13 protein-coding genes are annotated in these 16,997 nt (G+C 38.4%); 4 read left to right on the top strand and 9 right to left on the bottom strand.

What is annotated here, in order from left to right; genetic code table 11:
- The first annotated feature begins 7 nt into the window (after positions 1–7).
- Positions 8–319: a cell division topological specificity factor MinE gene (gene minE, locus VB797_RS05165; RefSeq protein ID WP_323236581.1), complete on the top strand. Its 312-nt coding sequence runs from the start codon at positions 8–10 to the stop codon at positions 317–319.
- A 281-nt stretch (positions 320–600) separates the two neighbouring features.
- On the opposite strand, the gene VB797_RS05170 is transcribed toward minE, so the two are convergent.
- Entirely contained in the window at positions 601–1,902 is a 1,302-nt protein-coding gene (locus VB797_RS05170) for a hypothetical protein (protein ID WP_323236582.1), read from the bottom strand.
- A 772-nt stretch (positions 1,903–2,674) separates the two neighbouring features.
- Here VB797_RS05170 and fmt point away from each other — a divergent pair.
- Positions 2,675–3,670 (top strand): methionyl-tRNA formyltransferase, encoded by a 996-nt coding sequence (fmt, locus tag VB797_RS05175; protein WP_323236583.1) that lies wholly within the window; start codon positions 2,675–2,677, stop codon positions 3,668–3,670.
- Positions 3,671–3,781: 111 nt separating this feature from the next.
- Here the strand turns inward: fmt and VB797_RS05180 are convergent, their stop codons facing one another.
- The 4 genes from VB797_RS05180 to VB797_RS05195 all read right to left on the bottom strand — a co-directional run bounded on the left by VB797_RS05180 (position 3,782) and on the right by VB797_RS05195 (position 8,882).
- Positions 3,782–4,135, bottom strand: coding sequence for a DUF6464 family protein (locus VB797_RS05180; protein ID WP_323236584.1), 354 nt, complete (start codon positions 4,133–4,135; stop codon positions 3,782–3,784).
- Between the two features lie 199 nt (positions 4,136–4,334).
- The gene (locus tag VB797_RS05185; protein ID WP_323236585.1) at positions 4,335–5,342 is read right to left on the bottom strand and encodes a patatin-like phospholipase family protein; all 1,008 of its coding nucleotides are present in this window, start codon (positions 5,340–5,342) and stop codon (positions 4,335–4,337) included.
- A gap of 145 nt (positions 5,343–5,487) precedes the next feature.
- On the bottom strand, positions 5,488–6,501 hold the full coding sequence (locus VB797_RS05190; RefSeq protein ID WP_323236586.1) for a diguanylate cyclase regulator RdcB family protein: 1,014 nt from the start codon (positions 6,499–6,501) through the stop codon (positions 5,488–5,490).
- Positions 6,501–8,882: a dynamin family protein gene (locus VB797_RS05195; RefSeq protein ID WP_323236587.1), complete on the bottom strand. Its 2,382-nt coding sequence runs from the start codon at positions 8,880–8,882 to the stop codon at positions 6,501–6,503. Before VB797_RS05195 ends, VB797_RS05190 begins: the two co-directional genes overlap by 1 nt.
- Before the next feature lie 242 nt (positions 8,883–9,124).
- Between VB797_RS05195 and VB797_RS05200 the strand changes: the two genes are divergently transcribed.
- Entirely contained in the window at positions 9,125–9,355 is a 231-nt protein-coding gene (locus VB797_RS05200) for a type II toxin-antitoxin system prevent-host-death family antitoxin (RefSeq protein WP_323236588.1), read from the top strand.
- The gene (locus VB797_RS05205) at positions 9,352–9,738 is read left to right on the top strand and encodes a type II toxin-antitoxin system VapC family toxin (RefSeq protein ID WP_323236589.1); all 387 of its coding nucleotides are present in this window, start codon (positions 9,352–9,354) and stop codon (positions 9,736–9,738) included. The genes VB797_RS05200 and VB797_RS05205 overlap by 4 nt, the downstream gene beginning before the upstream one ends.
- A gap of 497 nt (positions 9,739–10,235) precedes the next feature.
- Here the strand turns inward: VB797_RS05205 and VB797_RS05210 are convergent, their stop codons facing one another.
- The 4 genes from VB797_RS05210 to mfd all read right to left on the bottom strand — a co-directional run bounded on the left by VB797_RS05210 (position 10,236) and on the right by mfd (position 16,788).
- Positions 10,236–11,015: a photosystem II S4 domain protein gene (locus VB797_RS05210; protein WP_323236590.1), complete on the bottom strand. Its 780-nt coding sequence runs from the start codon at positions 11,013–11,015 to the stop codon at positions 10,236–10,238.
- Between the two features lie 244 nt (positions 11,016–11,259).
- Positions 11,260–11,757 carry a hypothetical protein gene (locus VB797_RS05215; protein WP_323236591.1) on the bottom strand — a complete coding sequence of 166 codons (498 nt, stop codon included), beginning with the start codon at positions 11,755–11,757 and terminating at the stop codon, positions 11,260–11,262.
- Between the two features lie 250 nt (positions 11,758–12,007).
- Positions 12,008–12,712 (bottom strand): FkbM family methyltransferase, encoded by a 705-nt coding sequence (locus VB797_RS05220; protein ID WP_323236592.1) that lies wholly within the window; start codon positions 12,710–12,712, stop codon positions 12,008–12,010.
- A gap of 440 nt (positions 12,713–13,152) precedes the next feature.
- On the bottom strand, positions 13,153–16,788 hold the full coding sequence (mfd, locus tag VB797_RS05225; RefSeq protein WP_323236593.1) for a transcription-repair coupling factor: 3,636 nt from the start codon (positions 16,786–16,788) through the stop codon (positions 13,153–13,155).
- Between the last annotated feature and the right edge of the window lie 209 nt (positions 16,789–16,997).

Raw genomic sequence — 16,997 nt, forward strand, 5'->3', positions numbered from 1 at the left:
AGCTGCAATGATTCTTGAACTTTTAGAACGACTTTTTTCTCGCGGTAACGATAACAGTCGTAACGATGTTAAACGTCGCCTGCAATTAGTTATTGCTCACGATAGAGCTGACTTAAGCCCTCAAATGATAGAAAAAATGCGGCAAGAAATTCTAGAAATTGTTTGCCGCTATGTGGAAGTTGAGCCTGATGGCTTGGAATTTTCTTTGGAAAGTAACCAACGTACAACAGCTTTGATTGCTAATGTACCTATCCGCAGAGTAAAGGATTCTGCAACCAAACCTGAAACAATTGAAAAGACTGAAAATAAATCTGAGTAATTTTACGTAGGCTGTGGGGCATGGGGCATACAAAATCACTGCACTGTTTGACACTTCTCGACCTAAAGGTACAATGCCCTAAAATATAGTCCTTTTCGGTTGAGTGCAATACGCTTCGGAGAACCTCACCCCCATCCCCTCTCCTTAGCAAGGGGAGGGGTGCCGGAAGCGGGGTAAGGTTTTTGTATTCTATTCAACTGAAAACCGCTATAAAATACAATAAATTAAAAATCCCGTTTTAGCTCGAACTAGAACGGGATTATATTAATTATCAGGCTTATTTATTGATAAGCTACCTGGGGCCCTGCCCAAACATCAGTAGCCTTTCTACCAAAAGTGGTAGGCTGGTCTAATGCTGGTGTTGCAACTGTTTTACCATCATTGGAAACTGTTATAGTAGGCCAAGTTTCTTGACCCATTTCACCAGCCTGAAATACCACATTATCAGGTGTATTTTTGCTCCAACCTAATAAGATAGCAATGTCATACTGATGATTCTTTTGAGAAGGAGCAACTGTATTAGCTTGATTATTCTGACGGTTCCAAATTAGTGCTTGGTCTGAAGCGTGAGCAGTATTGAATAAACCTTCAAACTTACGTGCTAAGAAACGCTCGCCATTTTCCGACCAGCCAACAGGAACCAATACACCGATTTTTCCTGGGAAATCGCCGTCTTCTTTGCTGTGAGCCGTTTTACCATGAATCAAAGGGTCTAATAAAGCAGAAGTAGATGATACAACCTTCAAACGCTTAGTTTGTCTATCTTCCACAAATAGTACGCTGCTGACGCGGCTTTCGTACATTTGCGGCTTAACTTCCAACTTGACCCGACTGTATATAGAATAACGACCATCTGGAGAAATCACGGGTAAGCTACGGTAGTAACGTACTCCCGAACCAGTAGTACTGCTTACGGATTCTTGAGTAGCTGTAATCCATTTCCAAGGAACCGGATGAGGGCTTCCAATTGGATCTTCTTGTGATAATTCTGATTGCTGTGGTTCTTCGCTTACAGGTGCATCGGTAGGTTGAGGAATTAAATTTCTTCTCAAAGCTACGATCTTACCCTCTCTGAGCGAACTATTCCCTGAAGATTGAGCTTTTACAGCTTTTAAACGCTGTACTAACTTAATTTCAGTACGAGAAAGTTTCTTCGGTAATACTTGAGAATTAACAGCAGGTGGTGCGAGTTCAACTTCTGAAAATGGGTCTCGCTCGGAAGAATTATTAGGAGAAGTTGTTTCTCCAGTTAAATCTATAGTTAAAGACTCTACGACATTCGATTGTATTATTTTTGGCTCGATGACCGCAGCCATTCTTACTGACTCAGAGTCAACTTCAGGTGTCAAAGTTTTGACAGCTTCTGGTTGCGATAATTTGTATTCGCTAGCAATCGGAACTTCTACTAACACCGACGATTCCAAATCTGGCAATTCGGCTGTAAGCTTGGTTATTTGTGATTGTTTTGCTGAGCTAGAGTTTCCTGATGCTCCTAATAAAGGCGCAATCAGCACTACGACTAATACGTACTTGAGGAATGGTTGTACGCGGAACCATCCCGACAGTAAAAGATGTTTCAGCATTTGTTGGTTGACTCTTTAGAGGGCGGTTGCTATAGGAAGAGCAATGCCTCACGGCAATGGGGCAGGCTATCTTTTATATGTATAACAGGGAACTAACGATTTCGCGAGATGCTCTACTATAATTTCGCACAGTTTAGCAAAAATCGCGTATTCTTTTTTACTCATTTATCTAAACGAATGTCTAGATAATTCATAGTTTGGATAAAGTTACTCAAATAACGCATTATTGCGTAAGTACAAAAACCAAAAAATGTCATTTTAACCAAATCTTGGCTCAAAATTAAATTAGCGTCAATACAGCCACTACCAAATAATCAAAATGACACAAAACTTAATTTAACCCCGATGACTTAGATAAATGTCGGAATCAGAATTCCGACAAATCCTACCTGCCCAGTTTATACTTCAACATTTCAAACCCTAATTCCGGGCATGATATGTAATATCAGAAAAAATAATAGAAGCAATTAAGACCTGGCTCTAAAATGCTACTTGGAATTTTGGCGCAGTCCAGCATATACTAACTTGAATTGCAACCACAAAATTACTCGACTTAGTAATAAAACTTAGCTACAAATACTCAGTATTCACTAGATGCAAAAAATTTGAAGAACGCAAGCAATAAAAATATTGGATTTTCGCTTCAGACGCAACCTATACTAAGATACCCTATATACTTACTAATTGCACTCTATCTATTGGCTTATTGTTATGCGATCGGGCGGTATGTATCAGTGTTAAAAGTTGAGTTAATCGGTATTGTATTTGCTTTATGAAAATTGTATTTTTCGGTACTCCCCAATTTGCCGTTCCCACCTTAGAAAAATTGCTTAGTCATTCAGATTTTGAAGTACTTGCGGTTATTACCCAGCCCGATAAATCTCGGGGACGTGGGAATAAACTTACACCTTCTCCAGTAAAAAGTGTCGCATCAGCAAATAATTTAGCAGTATGGCAACCCCAGCGAATCAAAAAAGATGTTGCGACTTTAAATCAACTAAAGGAAATAGATGCAGACGCATTTGTTGTAATTGCTTACGGACAAATTCTTTCCCAAGAAATTTTAGATATGCCTAAACTTGGTTGTGTCAACGTACACGGCTCAATTTTACCGAAATATCGCGGTGCAGCACCGATTCAGTGGTGTTTGCACAATGGAGAAACAGAAACGGGGATCGCAACTATGTTGATGGATGCAGGTATGGATACTGGAGCAGTTCTCCTAGAAGCTAAAACACCCATTGGATTGCTTGATAATTACCAGGATTTGGCAGAAAAATTAGCATTAATGGGTGCAGACTTACTGGTAGAAACACTTATAAAACTGCAAAACCAGGAAATCAAACCTATTCCCCAAGATGAAAAAGCAACTTACGCTCCTTTAATCAAAAAAGAAGATTATCGTTTAGATTGGTCAAAAAGTGCCATAGAATTACACAACAAAATTAGAGGTTTTTACCCCAACTGTGTCGCAACATTTCGCGATCGCACTATCAAGATTACAGCGACTGTTCCACTTGGTTCGGATTACTGGGATCAATTACCAGTCGCACTTCAAGAAATAAAAAATAAGTTACTAGATTTGTCCAGTGGAAAACCAGGGGAAGTCGTAAGTATTATTAAAAATATAGGAGCAATTGTCCAGACGGGAGAAGGTTTATTGTTATTACAAGAAGTCCAGCTAGCTGGGAAACGTCCCCAGTCGGGATGGGATTTTGTTAACGGTAGTCGTTTAACTGTAGGGGAAGAATTTGGGATGGTAAGCTAGGAGTTTCTAATTTTGGATTTTAGATTTTGCGGAAAGTTGGCGGTGTCGGTTTCCGTCCCGCCAAACTTTCCAAGACGGATTTTGGATTGCAGATGAGAAGTGAGGAGTTGACTACTCCCTATCTAAATATTTACAACCTTTACAGGGTCCGATAGGATTGACGGCACAACGGATAATTTCTGAAAGAGCGTTGTAGCTACAGCTAGCGTTACCAATTACCCAACGTCCGTTTACCAAAGTTTTTTCCACTGGTCTTTTTGCTAACTGTACGTAAATTGCAATTTTGTGCAAGCAGTAGCGTCCTTGCTTTAACTGGTAGCGGTGACGACGTTCTAATACTGCGTAGGTTTCACCTTTGAAGTCAAGATAATTTCCAGGTTGCGGTGTCCAATCAAGTTGGATGTTGCCCAGAGATTGACGTGATGAGGTTAAGATGACTTCTGTTAGTAGTGAATCTGGCTCCATGAACTCGCTACTGAATTGGTTTACATTATTAGGATATTAGCGCAATTTGGATTTACCTAGTAGTCTACCAAGCCAACTTTACAGGTTGGGTAAGGAGTAGTGGAAATAAACTTACCCTGCAAACTTCCCTTGGTGGAATACGAGATAAATTTTTAAGTACCGGCTATGCAATTAATACTGTGGAGAATAGTATTATCATTCACAATGGAGCATCATTCAGAAGTTGGTGAGTAGAATTAATCAACGACACTTGAGATTGACGGTACTCTTTAACTGCAATCAAAGAATTAATGATTGGATTTAAACAGCGTTTTGCATCTTCATATCCTTGCTGTTTTAACTTCCTAATTCGCTGACTGCTAAAATCTAACCAACTATCCACTACACCAACAACTGGAATTTCCGATTTATTAATTGCTGTTTCCGGTCTAATTTCAATAATTGTTTGTTCGGGGAAATCATGACGATTCCATACAGAACCATTTTCTAAATGAATTACAATTACGTTTTTATATCCCCGCTTTGCTAAAGCAATTAATGGTACATTATCAACCAAACCACCATCAATATAATTTATTCCGTTAACTTCTCGACTGGGAAATGCTAAAGGAAGTGCTGCACTTGCTAATAGTAAATTATAAATAGTTTCATCATCCATACAGTCTTGTACGCACAGCCAACAAGCATTAGCACCAGTTTTTGCCCGAATCAAATCGATGAATAAATCGTAACCCAAACCGGGAATTTTCAAAGAAGGAAACACCGTTACCCATAATTCAATGTTTTGTCTCAGAGTATTGGGATGAACTGCTTGTTTTAAAAAATATTCTATAGGTTCGGGGTCAAAAATAGAGGTGTTATTGTTCTTAAATCCTTGTTTGATTAAAAAATCAACTAACCAGTGTCGTAATGTGGGAGTAAAAGCTTGAGTTGCGTAACTAAGAGTTTGCAGAATTGTACCTGTGTGAGGACGTAATATTTCTGCTTCTCCTAACTGTTCCCAAAAATGATTTAAACGCTCTACTCCGTAAGAAAATGGATAATAAGATGATAAAACTGCACCATTTAAAGCTCCGATACTTGTTCCGGCAATGATTTGTGGTGTTAATCCTAATTCTGCAATATATCGAACAGCACCAGCTTGATAAGCACCTTTCGCACCACCACCAGTTAATACAAGTCCGAATTCTGGTTGATTTGATTTCATGGGATTATTCTATTCTTAAAGTAGTTTTCAAATATCTTAGACTCGGAAACCTAACCTGCTTCCCGCTAGAATATTACTGAGGTAAAACCGCAGAGACGCAGAGAACGCAGAGGAAAGAAGTAAAGAGAGTGGTCAAAAATGTGGTTTATTTACTTGAAATTATTTGTAAACAATCGTTTGCAGTTTCTTCCACCACAGCAGTGATAAATTCCCTCGCATCACTGGTACGAGATATAGAATTAATTTGATTTCGACAAAGCGAAACGGCAATTTGTCCGGGTTTATCTGGTTTCGCTGTTTGTGGAATTGCAAGTTCAAGGGTTGTACCAATTACAAATAAATGAGGAATATCAAATAAACGTTGCTGGGAGAAAGAACGAATTTCTAATAAACTTGCTGTTAATTCCTTATCATCTGCTGTCATCGATGCTGAAGAATAATCTAATAAATCACCTATTCCAAAAAAGCTGTTAGGTAATTGTTTCTCTGTAGCAATAATTTTATTAACTAACAATTCCCGAAAACGTTGGGTGTCTCCCGTTTCCAATTCGTAAATAACTACAGCACTGCTGAAAACTTCTTTTGCGAGTAAAGCAACTTGTATAACCCAAGGTAAATTATTATAAGTTTGTCCAGCAGCCCAAGCGGTAATTATTCTGTCTAAATCTTCGTTTGCAGTAACTCGTATTTCTAACTGACGCAATCGGGTTTCAATATTATTGATACGGATATTGATTTGTTCTGCAAGTTGATTTAGTTTCTCTTCCTGTAATTGTAAACACTGTTTTTGATTGCGAATAGCGTTACGAGCTTCTAACAAAGATTTTTGCGTAACTTCCAAAGCAACTTGAGAGATATTGAGAGAATCAGTAAGCTCTAAAACCCAATTTTGTAAAGCTTCTTGACCTGCAATAATGTTGCCATCAAGTAATATTTTGCGCTTGCTGTTGCTACCGTCGAGTTTATCGAATAACTTTCCGAAGAAACCGCGATTTTTGCGATAGCGAATGATGTCTTTGTTAACTTGAATTCCGTTAACTAAGTTAATTAAAGCTTTGTCGCTGACGGTGGGGATGCGGTTTTGGAGTTGTGAGAGATGGTTGGTAGAAGGGCTGATTTTATTATTAGCTGATTTCGTTAGAGGAGAAATACTTTTCATTATTTATCCTCCATTAAGTTATTTGTACGTTGTAGATAAATTTCGGTTTCTCGAAGCTTTTTTCCAGATTCTGAAAATAAAGCATCTAAATTAGATATCAATTGAGATTTTTGGTCAACTTCTATTTTTTGATCTTCTTGCGCTTGTTTTAAAGTGTCACAGTAATTATTTAAGTAATTATCGAGATTATTAAACAAGTTGTTAATGCGCTGTTTGAAATCATCATCTAAGTATTGATAGACCTTTTGTTTAATATTCTTAATACTTTCATCAATTAATCTATTAGATTTATCACTAATTTCTCGTAATGAAACAGTGTAGTATTGTTCTTTTGCATCTGGTAGTTTGACTCTAATTGTTTTTTTCTTTGGAACCATCCCTAAAAAATGAAAAAAACTTCTTTTTTGAACTACTTTTGTTTCATATCCTTGGTCAACCCATCTACTTTCATGGTTAATTTTAGCTTTGGGTTCATAGACAGGAAAATAATTTATTTTCAAATCAGGTAGTGATAAATTGATATTAAAATTTTCATTTAGTCTTGTTTGTGCGCGTTTAATAATTGGCTGAGTTTCGTATTCTAAAAAATCAGTTAAATTGTGACGAGCAGATTCGATATTTTTATGAAATTCTATGCGAACTTTTTCTAAAAAAGGCTCTATAATATTGCGTTTTACAGAAGCAATCGCTTCTTCTGAAAAATCCTCTGCTTGACGTAAAGTTGGAAATTCAATTACACCTTGATTTTGTGATTTTATCTCAACGTGTCCGAACTTATTAGAAGCCCAATTAAAAAAACTTTGGAAACCCATACCTCCTTTTTGAATAAAATCTGCACGTTGATATCTCTCTTCAGTAAAATATGCTTCAAGAGATGCTTGAGCGTCTGTTTCTAGTTTTTCAAGAATTTTATCTAATTGATTTTCTAAATCAACTTTGATTCTATCTACTTCTTTTAAACGATGATGACATTCTTCTAAAGATTTCAAATCTTGTTCTAATAAATCAACTTCTTGCTGTAGTTTCTCATCATCTTGATTTATCGCACTACTCCGAAGCTGTACATCATTGTTCAACTCAACTAAATAATGATTTGCTATTTGCAGCGTTGACTTCATACACCTTGGTGCAGCTTCCTTCATCAAAGCAGCGATCGCACCATTCAAAAATGGCTCGAAACCTGACTTTTTCCACAGTTTTTCGGCTTTTATCTTCAAATCATCAACTGTCGCATCTTCTAATTCTTCTTCCCAGTCAATCCCGAATACTTCCTCAGCTAAAGCACGTACTGTCTTCATCTCAGCAACTTTTTTATCGGGAAACTGCTGCAATTCCATCAAAAAATTTGCAGAAGTAAACGCACGTCTAGCAGAAATTTCAAAGACTCGATTTTTATCCCCAGCTTCACCAATCTTAAATTCAGCAGCAACAAAATCCTTAACTTGTTGTGGATTCATATCACCATCTCGACGTTGATCTACTTTATTCACCAAGACATACAGGTTCTCTTTTCCTCGTATATCAATAACTCTTTGAACGTCTTGTTTAACTTTTTCCGCTGCTTCGTTTTTTAATTGAGTAAAATCTAAAACAATTAAAACTATCGAACTTTTTTCAAGTTGTTCCGCAACAACTGCTTGAAGTCGTAAATTTTCCCCTGCTTCATTTGGTCCCGGAGTATCAACAATTACGAGTTTTCCCTGAGTTTTCGCTTGATTATTATCCTCTAAAGAACGCCAAAATGGTGTTCTAATTCGAGGAACATCTTCAAGATATTGAATTGGATCTGATTGCGGATCTAAAATGCTGCAAAGCCTAACAATATCATTCAAACTAGTTAAAGTAAGAGCAATATCTTTATGTCCCTCAGATTTACGGGGTATCGACTCACTAACCTTTACTTGAATTAACTCAGGCATTTCTTGCAAGTGAGGATAGGTAGCAAGTCTTTCTTTGACTGTTTCCAAACCTAGCTCGTTAATTTTTTCTCGTAATGAATCTAAAGTATCTTGAAAAACAGATAAAACACTATCACTCAAAGTTAAAACAGGTTTATCTAATCCAGCATCAAAAATAATTTCAGTAGGAAGCGTAGTCATTGCAGAATTGCGACTGGGGAGGATATCTTGTCCCGCAACTGCATTAACAATTGTTGATTTACCAGCTTTCATTGGAGCAACAATTGCCATTCTCAACTCCAAATTTTCAACCTTAGTGGTTTCGTTTCTTATTTGTTTTTCAAAGTCAGCATATTTGTTATCAACGCGATCGGAGCTTAGTGCAGTACTCGCACGGTTCATTAAATCGCTAATTTCTCCTAATAATTCAATAACGTCTTGCTGCAACTCTTGTACGTTGGGAATAGGTACTTCAGCGAGCATAAAATTTTATCCTGTATAAATGTAAATTAAATCAAAATTAATAATTCATTTACATTCATTTTTGCCGATAAAAATTACAATGGAATCAGTGAAAATACAGTCGTAGGGTATGTTATTGCAGAACGTAACCCACCTTGATAGCAATGTTTGCTGAATTATGTAAAATTATTTGTGGTTAATGTTAATTTTTATTGATTCGTTATACATTAAAATAAAAGTATAAATTTGACAAAAATGTTTTCATGCAACAAGTAACCCTAGCAGAAGCTTCTGAGAATCTGGCTCAATTTATCGATGCAGCCCTTAAAGGTGAAGAAATTATAATTACTAAAGATGAGCAACCTGTTGTTAAACTTACTGTAATAGAACCAGTGAAACGTTATCCAGCAAAGGCTGGTAGTGCCAAGGGTTTGGTATGGATTTCAGATGATTTTGATGAACCGTTGGAAGATTTTAAAGAATATATGGAATGAAATTATTATTAGACACCCATACTTTTATCTGGTTTGTAATAGATAGTCCTCAATTAAGTTCAAATGCTAAAACATTAATTGAAGATGAGTATAACGAAAAATTTTTCAGCATTGCTAGCATTTGGGAAATGGCTATCAAACAAAGTCTTGGCAAGTTAACATTTAATTTACCACTGCAAACATTTGTGAGACAACAAATGGAACAGAATAGTATGGCTTTATTAAATATCGAAATAGACCATGTTACAACCGTTGCTACTATGCAATTGCATCATAAAGATCCATTTGATAGATTATTAATTGCCCAAGCAATGGTAGAACAATTACCCGTTATAGGTGTAGACTCAGCGTTTGATGCATACTCAATTCAGAGAATTTGGTAAATTAAAATGATGGATATTAGGTTACAAGATACAAAAGTAGCTGTAGGTTGGGTTAGACACGAAAAGCAATATTGAACAATAGCGAAAATATTTATTAATCGTGTCGTAACCCAACATTATGGTTTGAGGAAAATATTAACAATTAAAATCAAAGCGTTAATGTTGGGCTAAAAACGCATCTTAACATTTGATAAACCATAATTTTCTCGTGCGCTTTTAACCCAACCTACGAAATTGATAATTGATCATTGTCTAAACAAACTTCGTCAACTGCATCCGGTAGTAGCTGTAGTTGTAGGTTGGGTTAGACACGAAAAGCAATATTGAACAATAGCGAAAATATTTATTAATCGTGTCGTAACCCAACATTATGGTTTGAGGAGAATATTAACAATTAAAATCAAAGCGTTAATGTTGGGCTAAAAGCGCATCTTAACATTTGGTAAACCATAATTTTCTCGTGGGCTTTTAACTCAACCTACGGAATTGATCATTGTCTAAACAAACTTTGTCAACTGCATCCGATAGCGCTCTTTTTTTGTAACAGCGATTTCCCCTACTTCTAAACGTCCTTTACCACGTATAGCGATCAAATCTCCAGTTTTTATTTGATGAGAAGCTTGCTTAATATCTTTCCAATTGACCCTTACATCACCAGCATTTATTAAATCAACCATTTTGCTGCGAGACATTCCGAAACCCGCAGAAGCGATCGCATCTAATCTCAAGGATGCTTCCACGGTGGTTAATTCTTTTTTCCTGGGTTCTCTAACTTTTAATTCGCTTAAATCCACCCTTTGAGTCTTGACAGGAACCGAACGTACTTGAGTCAAATTTGCTTCTAGAAAATCGGCTAATTCCGGAACGACAACTACCTGCGCTCCCCGTTCGCCGAGTACAATAATATCGCCAGTTTTTTCGCGGACGATTCCCGTTCCCAACATTGCACCCAAGAAATCGCGGTGATTTGCTGTATCAAACAAGAAATTACCAGCAATATCCAAAGCAACAAGTTCAACTTGCGACTCATCTAGAGGAAGGTCGCTACGTGCGATCGCAATTCTTTTTCGTTCCGCTTGCGGATATCCACCCCAAGCTAACAACTCCACCTCAGTTAATCGACTAAAACTTTGTTGAGCTTCAGCCAATTCCGGAGGTGAAAGAAAGTCCGTGAACGTAACTTCCCAAGTTTTAATAGCTTTTTCCGCGCAATCAATTACACGAGCTAGAGTATCTCGATTCTCAACGTGTTTTAACAGTTCTTCTCTGGGCAACATTTTATCAATTATCAATAAACAATTATCAAGGTTAAAGGTCAAAGGTTAAAGGTTAAAGGTTAAAGGTCATAACTCCTAACTCCTAACTTATTATATTTTTTCGTCCCCTTGTCTCCCCATCTCCCTATCTCCCCATCTCCCTATCTCCCCATCTCCCCATCTCCCCATCTCCCCATCTCCCTATCTCCCTATCTCCCCATCTCCCTATCTCCCTATCTCCCTATCTCCCCATCTCCCCATCCCTTTACTCCGCAGCGTAACCTTGAATATTTTCCGGTTCAAGCTGACGCAAAATTCTGGTTGTTTCGCGGTTCGCACTTTGAGGACCTTCAACTACAACTATATATTTACCAGCATCTAAGCGGTTGCGATAAGGTAAAGCGTCACCACCACCAAAAACTAAACCGACTCCTCCACCTACAAATATGGCACCTAAAGCACCACTACCAGCACCTAATAATCCTCCAATAAAATGATTGCCGATTTCTCCAGCCCAAGCAAAGGTATTTAACCCAGTAATTAAGCTAAAAGTAAAACCAGCCACAAAACCAAACGGTACCAGCCAATAAGACATAAACTTTGCTTGCTTTTTAGCTTCTTCCTTGGGGTCAATTAAACCAAATTCATCAGCAGATTTATAGCCTCTACCAAGTATGGTACTTTTAATGCCCTTCTTTTCTAAGACAGTGTAAGCTTCTTCTGCTACCATCCTATCTGGGAATACTGCAACGAGATAATTCATCTATATAAAAGCTTTATTCTTGAAAATAATTTTGCTCTAATTAACAGCGTAGCAGTACTGTCAGCATCAATTATGTTTTTTAAAATCAATATTTTCTAATCTATACAATAAGCAGCAATTTCTACAAATGCGCTCTCAGCTTGCGAGCAGAAAGGAGGAAAGCTGACAAAACCGTCGATTGTACTGAGATAATCGATCTATTCTACTTGATTTGCTGGATTTGCATTTTAGGTTCCCTACTCCCTATTCCCTACTCCTTACTTTTAAACAGATAATCTACCTCAGACGCACGTTCAAATAAATTGTAGCGATCGCCAATGTAAGATTCAATTTCTTGAAAATATTTTTCGTTTAAACATTCAATTAACATATATTCGGGTCGATACTTATCAAAATCCAATCCTTGCAAAGCATTTAATTCAAAACCTTCGACATCGAGGGATAAAAAATCAATTTTAGATACATTTGCTTCATCTAAGATAGAAGTTAAAGTTCTAGCTGGAACCTTAATTTTGTAAGGGGTAAATCCCAATTTCCTTCCAGCGATCGCGACACGTTCGGCTTCAACTTGATCGTCATCAAAAGCACCTTTAACGAGGGACATTAAATGACCGTACATCATTTCAATTTCCGGCTCTGGGTAATCGGAAGAGACTAAAGCACAGTTAAAAACTTGTGAATTTGGTCTTTCTTTGACGCATTCTTGATAAAGATGAGGAATTGGTTCGATTAAAATTCCTTTGCAGTTTCTAAATCTTTCAAGATAATAAGTATTGCTTTCAGAAAAACCGTTATTTGCTCCAACTTCAATAAAAAAGCCATTTTGAGGTAGATATTTTTCGATTATGGAGCCAACTCCGCGACGATAAGGACGGGAATAGCGTTCGCTTCCTAAGAATTCAAAGAAATATCGGCGGTATTTGATGGTGGAATTTTTGAAGTTTTGATTGAGCATACAATTGTAATTTTGCCTATAACGGTATTTATAAATGTTATTTTCTACTTGTTTAATATTATTAGTAATTTTAATTCAATTATAAATTTATTTAATATATAGGAATTCTACTTGAATCTTGCTAAGTATACTTAGAATAAAACCTTTGTATAGCAGGCTTAGAGCTAAATTATTTTTTCAAAAATCAAATAGGAGTCCTATATTTGACTTAATTATAATGAAGCCTTTTTTATCTATGTTGTAAAAATGTTGCAACAGTTTTAGCATTTTGCGTAAAAGCTGTTAAAAGTGCTGCAAAAAGGATTATTATGCATTTTTTCATGAGTTTTATCTATGTAATTATCTGTATATTATTTTTTAAAAGAAAATATTCTATATACAAGTAATAACACAGATTAAATGGTGCGTTACGCGCTCCGCGATAACACACCCTACAAAACCTAAACCACCGCAACTTCAGGTACCGCACCTTGCATTTTGATAAAAGCATCTATCAAGGTTTGTAACTGGATGTCTGCTTTCATCACTGCTAAACCCCGCACGGTTACTTTACCGGGTGAATAAACAAACCGACTCATGAGATTTTGCGGTAACTTTTCTGCTAGCAATTTCCAAGCGGGTTCTTCCATTGGGGTTTCTAATACAATATGCTGCTTTCCTTCCGGTTTAATCCGACTAAATCCTAAATTCTTCGCTAATTGTTTCAATTCCATGACTCGTAAAAGTTGATTCGCTGACGCGGGTATGGTTCCGTAGCGATCGTTCCATTCTGCTGCAATTAACGCTAATTCTGATTTCGATTTCGCTACCGCTACCGCACGATAAGCGCTCATTTTTTGATCTAAATCGGGAATGTAATCGGCTGGAATCAACGCTGTCAAGTTAAGGTCAATTTGAGTATCGTCAACGGTGGGAATTTCTTGTCCGCGAATTTCGCGGATGGCTTCTTCAAGCATTTCCATGTATAAATCAAAGCCGATGACGTTCATTTGTCCCGATTGCTCTGCTCCCAATAAGTTACCGACTCCGCGAATTTCCATATCCCGCATTGCTAATTGATAACCGGAACCAAGTTGAGTAAATTCCTGAATCGCTCTCAACCTTTTGCGGGCTGCTTCCGATAATGACCTTTGTTTGGGATAAAATAACCATGCATGAGCTTGAATTCCCGCACGTCCGACACGTCCCCGCAGTTGATAAAGTTGCGCTAAACCGAACTTGTGCGCGTCTTCAATTAAAATCGTGTTGACTCGCGGAATGTCTAAACCCGATTCAATGATGGTCGTACAAATTAAAATATCTGCTTCCCCACTACTGAAAGAAAGCATGATCGATTCCAATTCGCTCGACTCCATCTGACCGTGCGCGATCGCAATTCTCGCACTCGGTATCATCTCTCGAATAAATGCCGATTTCTCTTCAATCCCCTCAATCCGGGGAACTACGTAAAAGACTTGACCACCTCGGTCTAATTCTTGACGTATTGCTGTCCGAATTGATTCGGAATTAATCGGTGAAAGATGAGTTTTAATTGGTCTTCTTGATGGAGGTGGTGTAGTAATCAAACTCATTTCCCGGATTCCCGACAAGGACATATACAAGGTACGGGGAATTGGTGTAGCGCTCAAAGTCAGTACGTCTACTTGAGTTTTCAAAGATTTGATTTTTTCTTTTTGATTGACCCCAAACCGCTGTTCTTCATCTACAACTAATAACCCTAAATCTTTAATTTGAACGCCTTTTCCTAACAGTTGATGAGTACCGACAACTATATCTAATTCACCAGTTGCTAAGCGTTTCTGAATATTCCGCTTTTCTTCAGCGGTACGAAAACGGTTGAGCAATCCCACATTTATCGGGTAAGGTGCAAATCGTTCTTTTAAAGTATGGTAATGCTGCTGAGTGAGAATTGTAGTTGGAGCAAGTAAAGCCACCTGTTTACCGGCAGTTACGGCTTTGAAAATCGCTCGAATTGCCACTTCGGTTTTCCCAAAACCCACATCACCGCAGACCAAACGATCCATCGGGCGATCGCTTTCCATATCTCGCTTGACATCTTGGGTTGCCTTCAACTGGTCGGTTGTAGGTTGATAGGGAAAAGAATCTTCCATCTCTTCTTGCCAAGGTGAATCCTGGGGATAGGTAAAACCCGTTTGTTGGGAACGTGCCGAATACAGCCTAAGTAAATCTACCGCTAACCTTTTAACAGTTTTACGGACTTTATTCTTGGTATTCTCCCAAGCCTTACCAGTCATATTGTTGAGTTGTGGTGACTGGTTGGTGCTAGTGCGGAAACGCGATAAAGCACCTACTTGGTCTGCTGCGACCCTTAACAATCCATCTGCGTACTTAACAACCAAATAATCGCGGGTTTCGTTATTCAGAGTCAAACTTTCCAGCTTCAAAAATTGACCCAAACCGTGATTTCGGTGAATCACATAATCCCCCTGACGCAGCTTATTAGGGTCAACTTGTTTAGAACTAGCCTTGCGACGCTTGCGGACGTAACCAGGAGTAGCGAGAGTATGCTGTCCGTAAAATTCCCGGTCGGTGACAACAACCAAACGATAAGTAGGTAAAATAAAACCTTCAAGTTCCGCAAGTCCGGAATACTTCAAAGCCACCGGAACGTGATTAATTTGTGACCTATCAATAGCTTGGAAATCGCGGGGATTAGGAATAAACTGCGCCGGACAATCGTGTTCCTGCAACAGCGAAACCGATCGCGAAGGTTGAGCCGAAATTAACCATACCGCAAAATTGCGCTCGCGTTCTTCTCGCAGCGTCTGGGCTAATTTCGCAAAAGCACGGGGAGTTACCGGAATCGAACGAGCTGCTAAATTAATCCCGTCATTCTCTTCAGATAATTCTGATAAATATAAAGTCTCAAAATTTGTCACGTCTTCCAGACATTCTTCCCAGAAGCGGTGAATTTTCGGAAGAATAGCAGAGGAAGCAGAGAAAGTAGAGGAAGAAATATTCTCCCCATCTCCCAATCCCCCTATCCCCCCCTTCTCCTTACGGAGACGCTTCGCGAACGGATTCACCACTTCTCTCAACGGAGGGAGACGACCCACGAGAGTGGGTTCACCATCTCCCTCTCCCCCCTTCTCTCTCCCTTCCCACTGCTCCTCGGCATTCTCCACCCAACGTAAGCTATGAGCGTAGCATTGCTCGGATTCGTCGATCGCGATTAAAGTATTTTCAGGTAAATAATCTAATAAAGAAGCAGGTTTGTCGTAAGCTACACCCAAAAATCTGCGGGTTCCTTCTAAAAGCCGTCCTGTTTCTAATTGTTCTTTTTCTACGGGTGAAAGATAATTTTCTACAGACGCTGTAAATTGCGTCTCTGAAATCAAAATAGGAGCAAAACTTGTAGGAGTAAGAATGAGCCGATCAATTTTATCTAAAGCAGAACGCTGAGTGGAAGGATCGAATTCGCGGATTTGCTCAATTTCATCGCCAAACCATTCCAAGCGTACTGGTAACTCAGAAGACACGGGAAACACATCCACAATATCACCGCGCCGACTCCAGGTTCCTTCCATTTCCACTAAAGGAACTCTTTCGTATCCTAAAGTCGCCATTTTTTCGGCAAACTGACCAAGATTAAATTCCATTCCCTTAGCGATATTTAAACAAAAAGGTTTAAATGCCTCTGGGGGTGGTAAATGTGGTTGTAAGGCTGCATGGGTAGCGATGACAGCCATTGAAGCAGAGGAACTATCCCCCACTGTAGATTGGATTAAATCGGCAAGAACCTGCATTTGACCCCAAGTCATTTCGGTTTCCGGGTCAAATGGTTCGTAGGGAGATGCTTCGGAAGTTGGATAGAAATGTATCGTTTTCCATCCCATTGCTTCCAACTGCGTAGTCCAGCGTCCGGCTTCTTCTAAAGTAGCGCATACCACAAACAAGTTCCGTTCCGAACTATTTGCTAACGCTGAAGCCACCAAACCTTTCGGTAAACGTGGAATCCCATTTAATCGTAATTCAGTTTGCGTTTTTAACTTAGAAAGAAGTTCGGTGGTGAGAGGGGAACGCCCCAAAGCACGCACTATGGAAGAAAAAGCCATAACGTTTACAGGTGGAGTAGCTCTTTAAAAGAATTTGCTGCATCCTTACGGATGAATACTATTAATGAAAATTTACAGTAAGGACTTAAACCCTCAATTAAGGTTAAAAATATACACTAGGAGACCTTTTAGCTGCATAAATTAAGGTATTTTTAAGTAAATTCGCCCTTTTCTAAAATACAGGTAAGAAGTCTTTTTGATGAATCCCT

The sequence above is a fragment of the Rivularia sp. UHCC 0363 genome (assembly GCF_034931125.1).
In the GTDB taxonomy this organism is placed as follows: domain Bacteria; phylum Cyanobacteriota; class Cyanobacteriia; order Cyanobacteriales; family Nostocaceae; genus Rivularia.

What these genes read in the sequence shown, in the direction of transcription:
- minE (WP_323236581.1), top strand. Translation starts at nt 8, where the DNA reads ATGATTCTTGAACTTTTAGAACGACTTTTTTCTCGCGGTAACGATAAC.
- VB797_RS05200 (WP_323236588.1), top strand. Translation starts at nt 9,125, where the DNA reads ATGCAACAAGTAACCCTAGCAGAAGCTTCTGAGAATCTGGCTCAATTT.
- fmt (WP_323236583.1), top strand. Translation starts at nt 2,675, where the DNA reads ATGAAAATTGTATTTTTCGGTACTCCCCAATTTGCCGTTCCCACCTTA.
- VB797_RS05215 (WP_323236591.1), bottom strand. Translation starts at nt 11,757, where the DNA reads ATGAATTATCTCGTTGCAGTATTCCCAGATAGGATGGTAGCAGAAGAA.
- VB797_RS05195 (WP_323236587.1), bottom strand. Translation starts at nt 8,882, where the DNA reads ATGCTCGCTGAAGTACCTATTCCCAACGTACAAGAGTTGCAGCAAGAC.
- VB797_RS05205 (WP_323236589.1), top strand. Translation starts at nt 9,352, where the DNA reads ATGAAATTATTATTAGACACCCATACTTTTATCTGGTTTGTAATAGAT.
- VB797_RS05170 (WP_323236582.1), bottom strand. Translation starts at nt 1,902, where the DNA reads ATGCTGAAACATCTTTTACTGTCGGGATGGTTCCGCGTACAACCATTC.
- VB797_RS05180 (WP_323236584.1), bottom strand. Translation starts at nt 4,135, where the DNA reads ATGGAGCCAGATTCACTACTAACAGAAGTCATCTTAACCTCATCACGT.
- VB797_RS05220 (WP_323236592.1), bottom strand. Translation starts at nt 12,712, where the DNA reads ATGCTCAATCAAAACTTCAAAAATTCCACCATCAAATACCGCCGATAT.
- VB797_RS05185 (WP_323236585.1), bottom strand. Translation starts at nt 5,342, where the DNA reads ATGAAATCAAATCAACCAGAATTCGGACTTGTATTAACTGGTGGTGGT.
- VB797_RS05190 (WP_323236586.1), bottom strand. Translation starts at nt 6,501, where the DNA reads ATGAAAAGTATTTCTCCTCTAACGAAATCAGCTAATAATAAAATCAGC.
- VB797_RS05210 (WP_323236590.1), bottom strand. Translation starts at nt 11,015, where the DNA reads ATGTTGCCCAGAGAAGAACTGTTAAAACACGTTGAGAATCGAGATACT.
- mfd (WP_323236593.1), bottom strand. Translation starts at nt 16,788, where the DNA reads ATGGCTTTTTCTTCCATAGTGCGTGCTTTGGGGCGTTCCCCTCTCACC.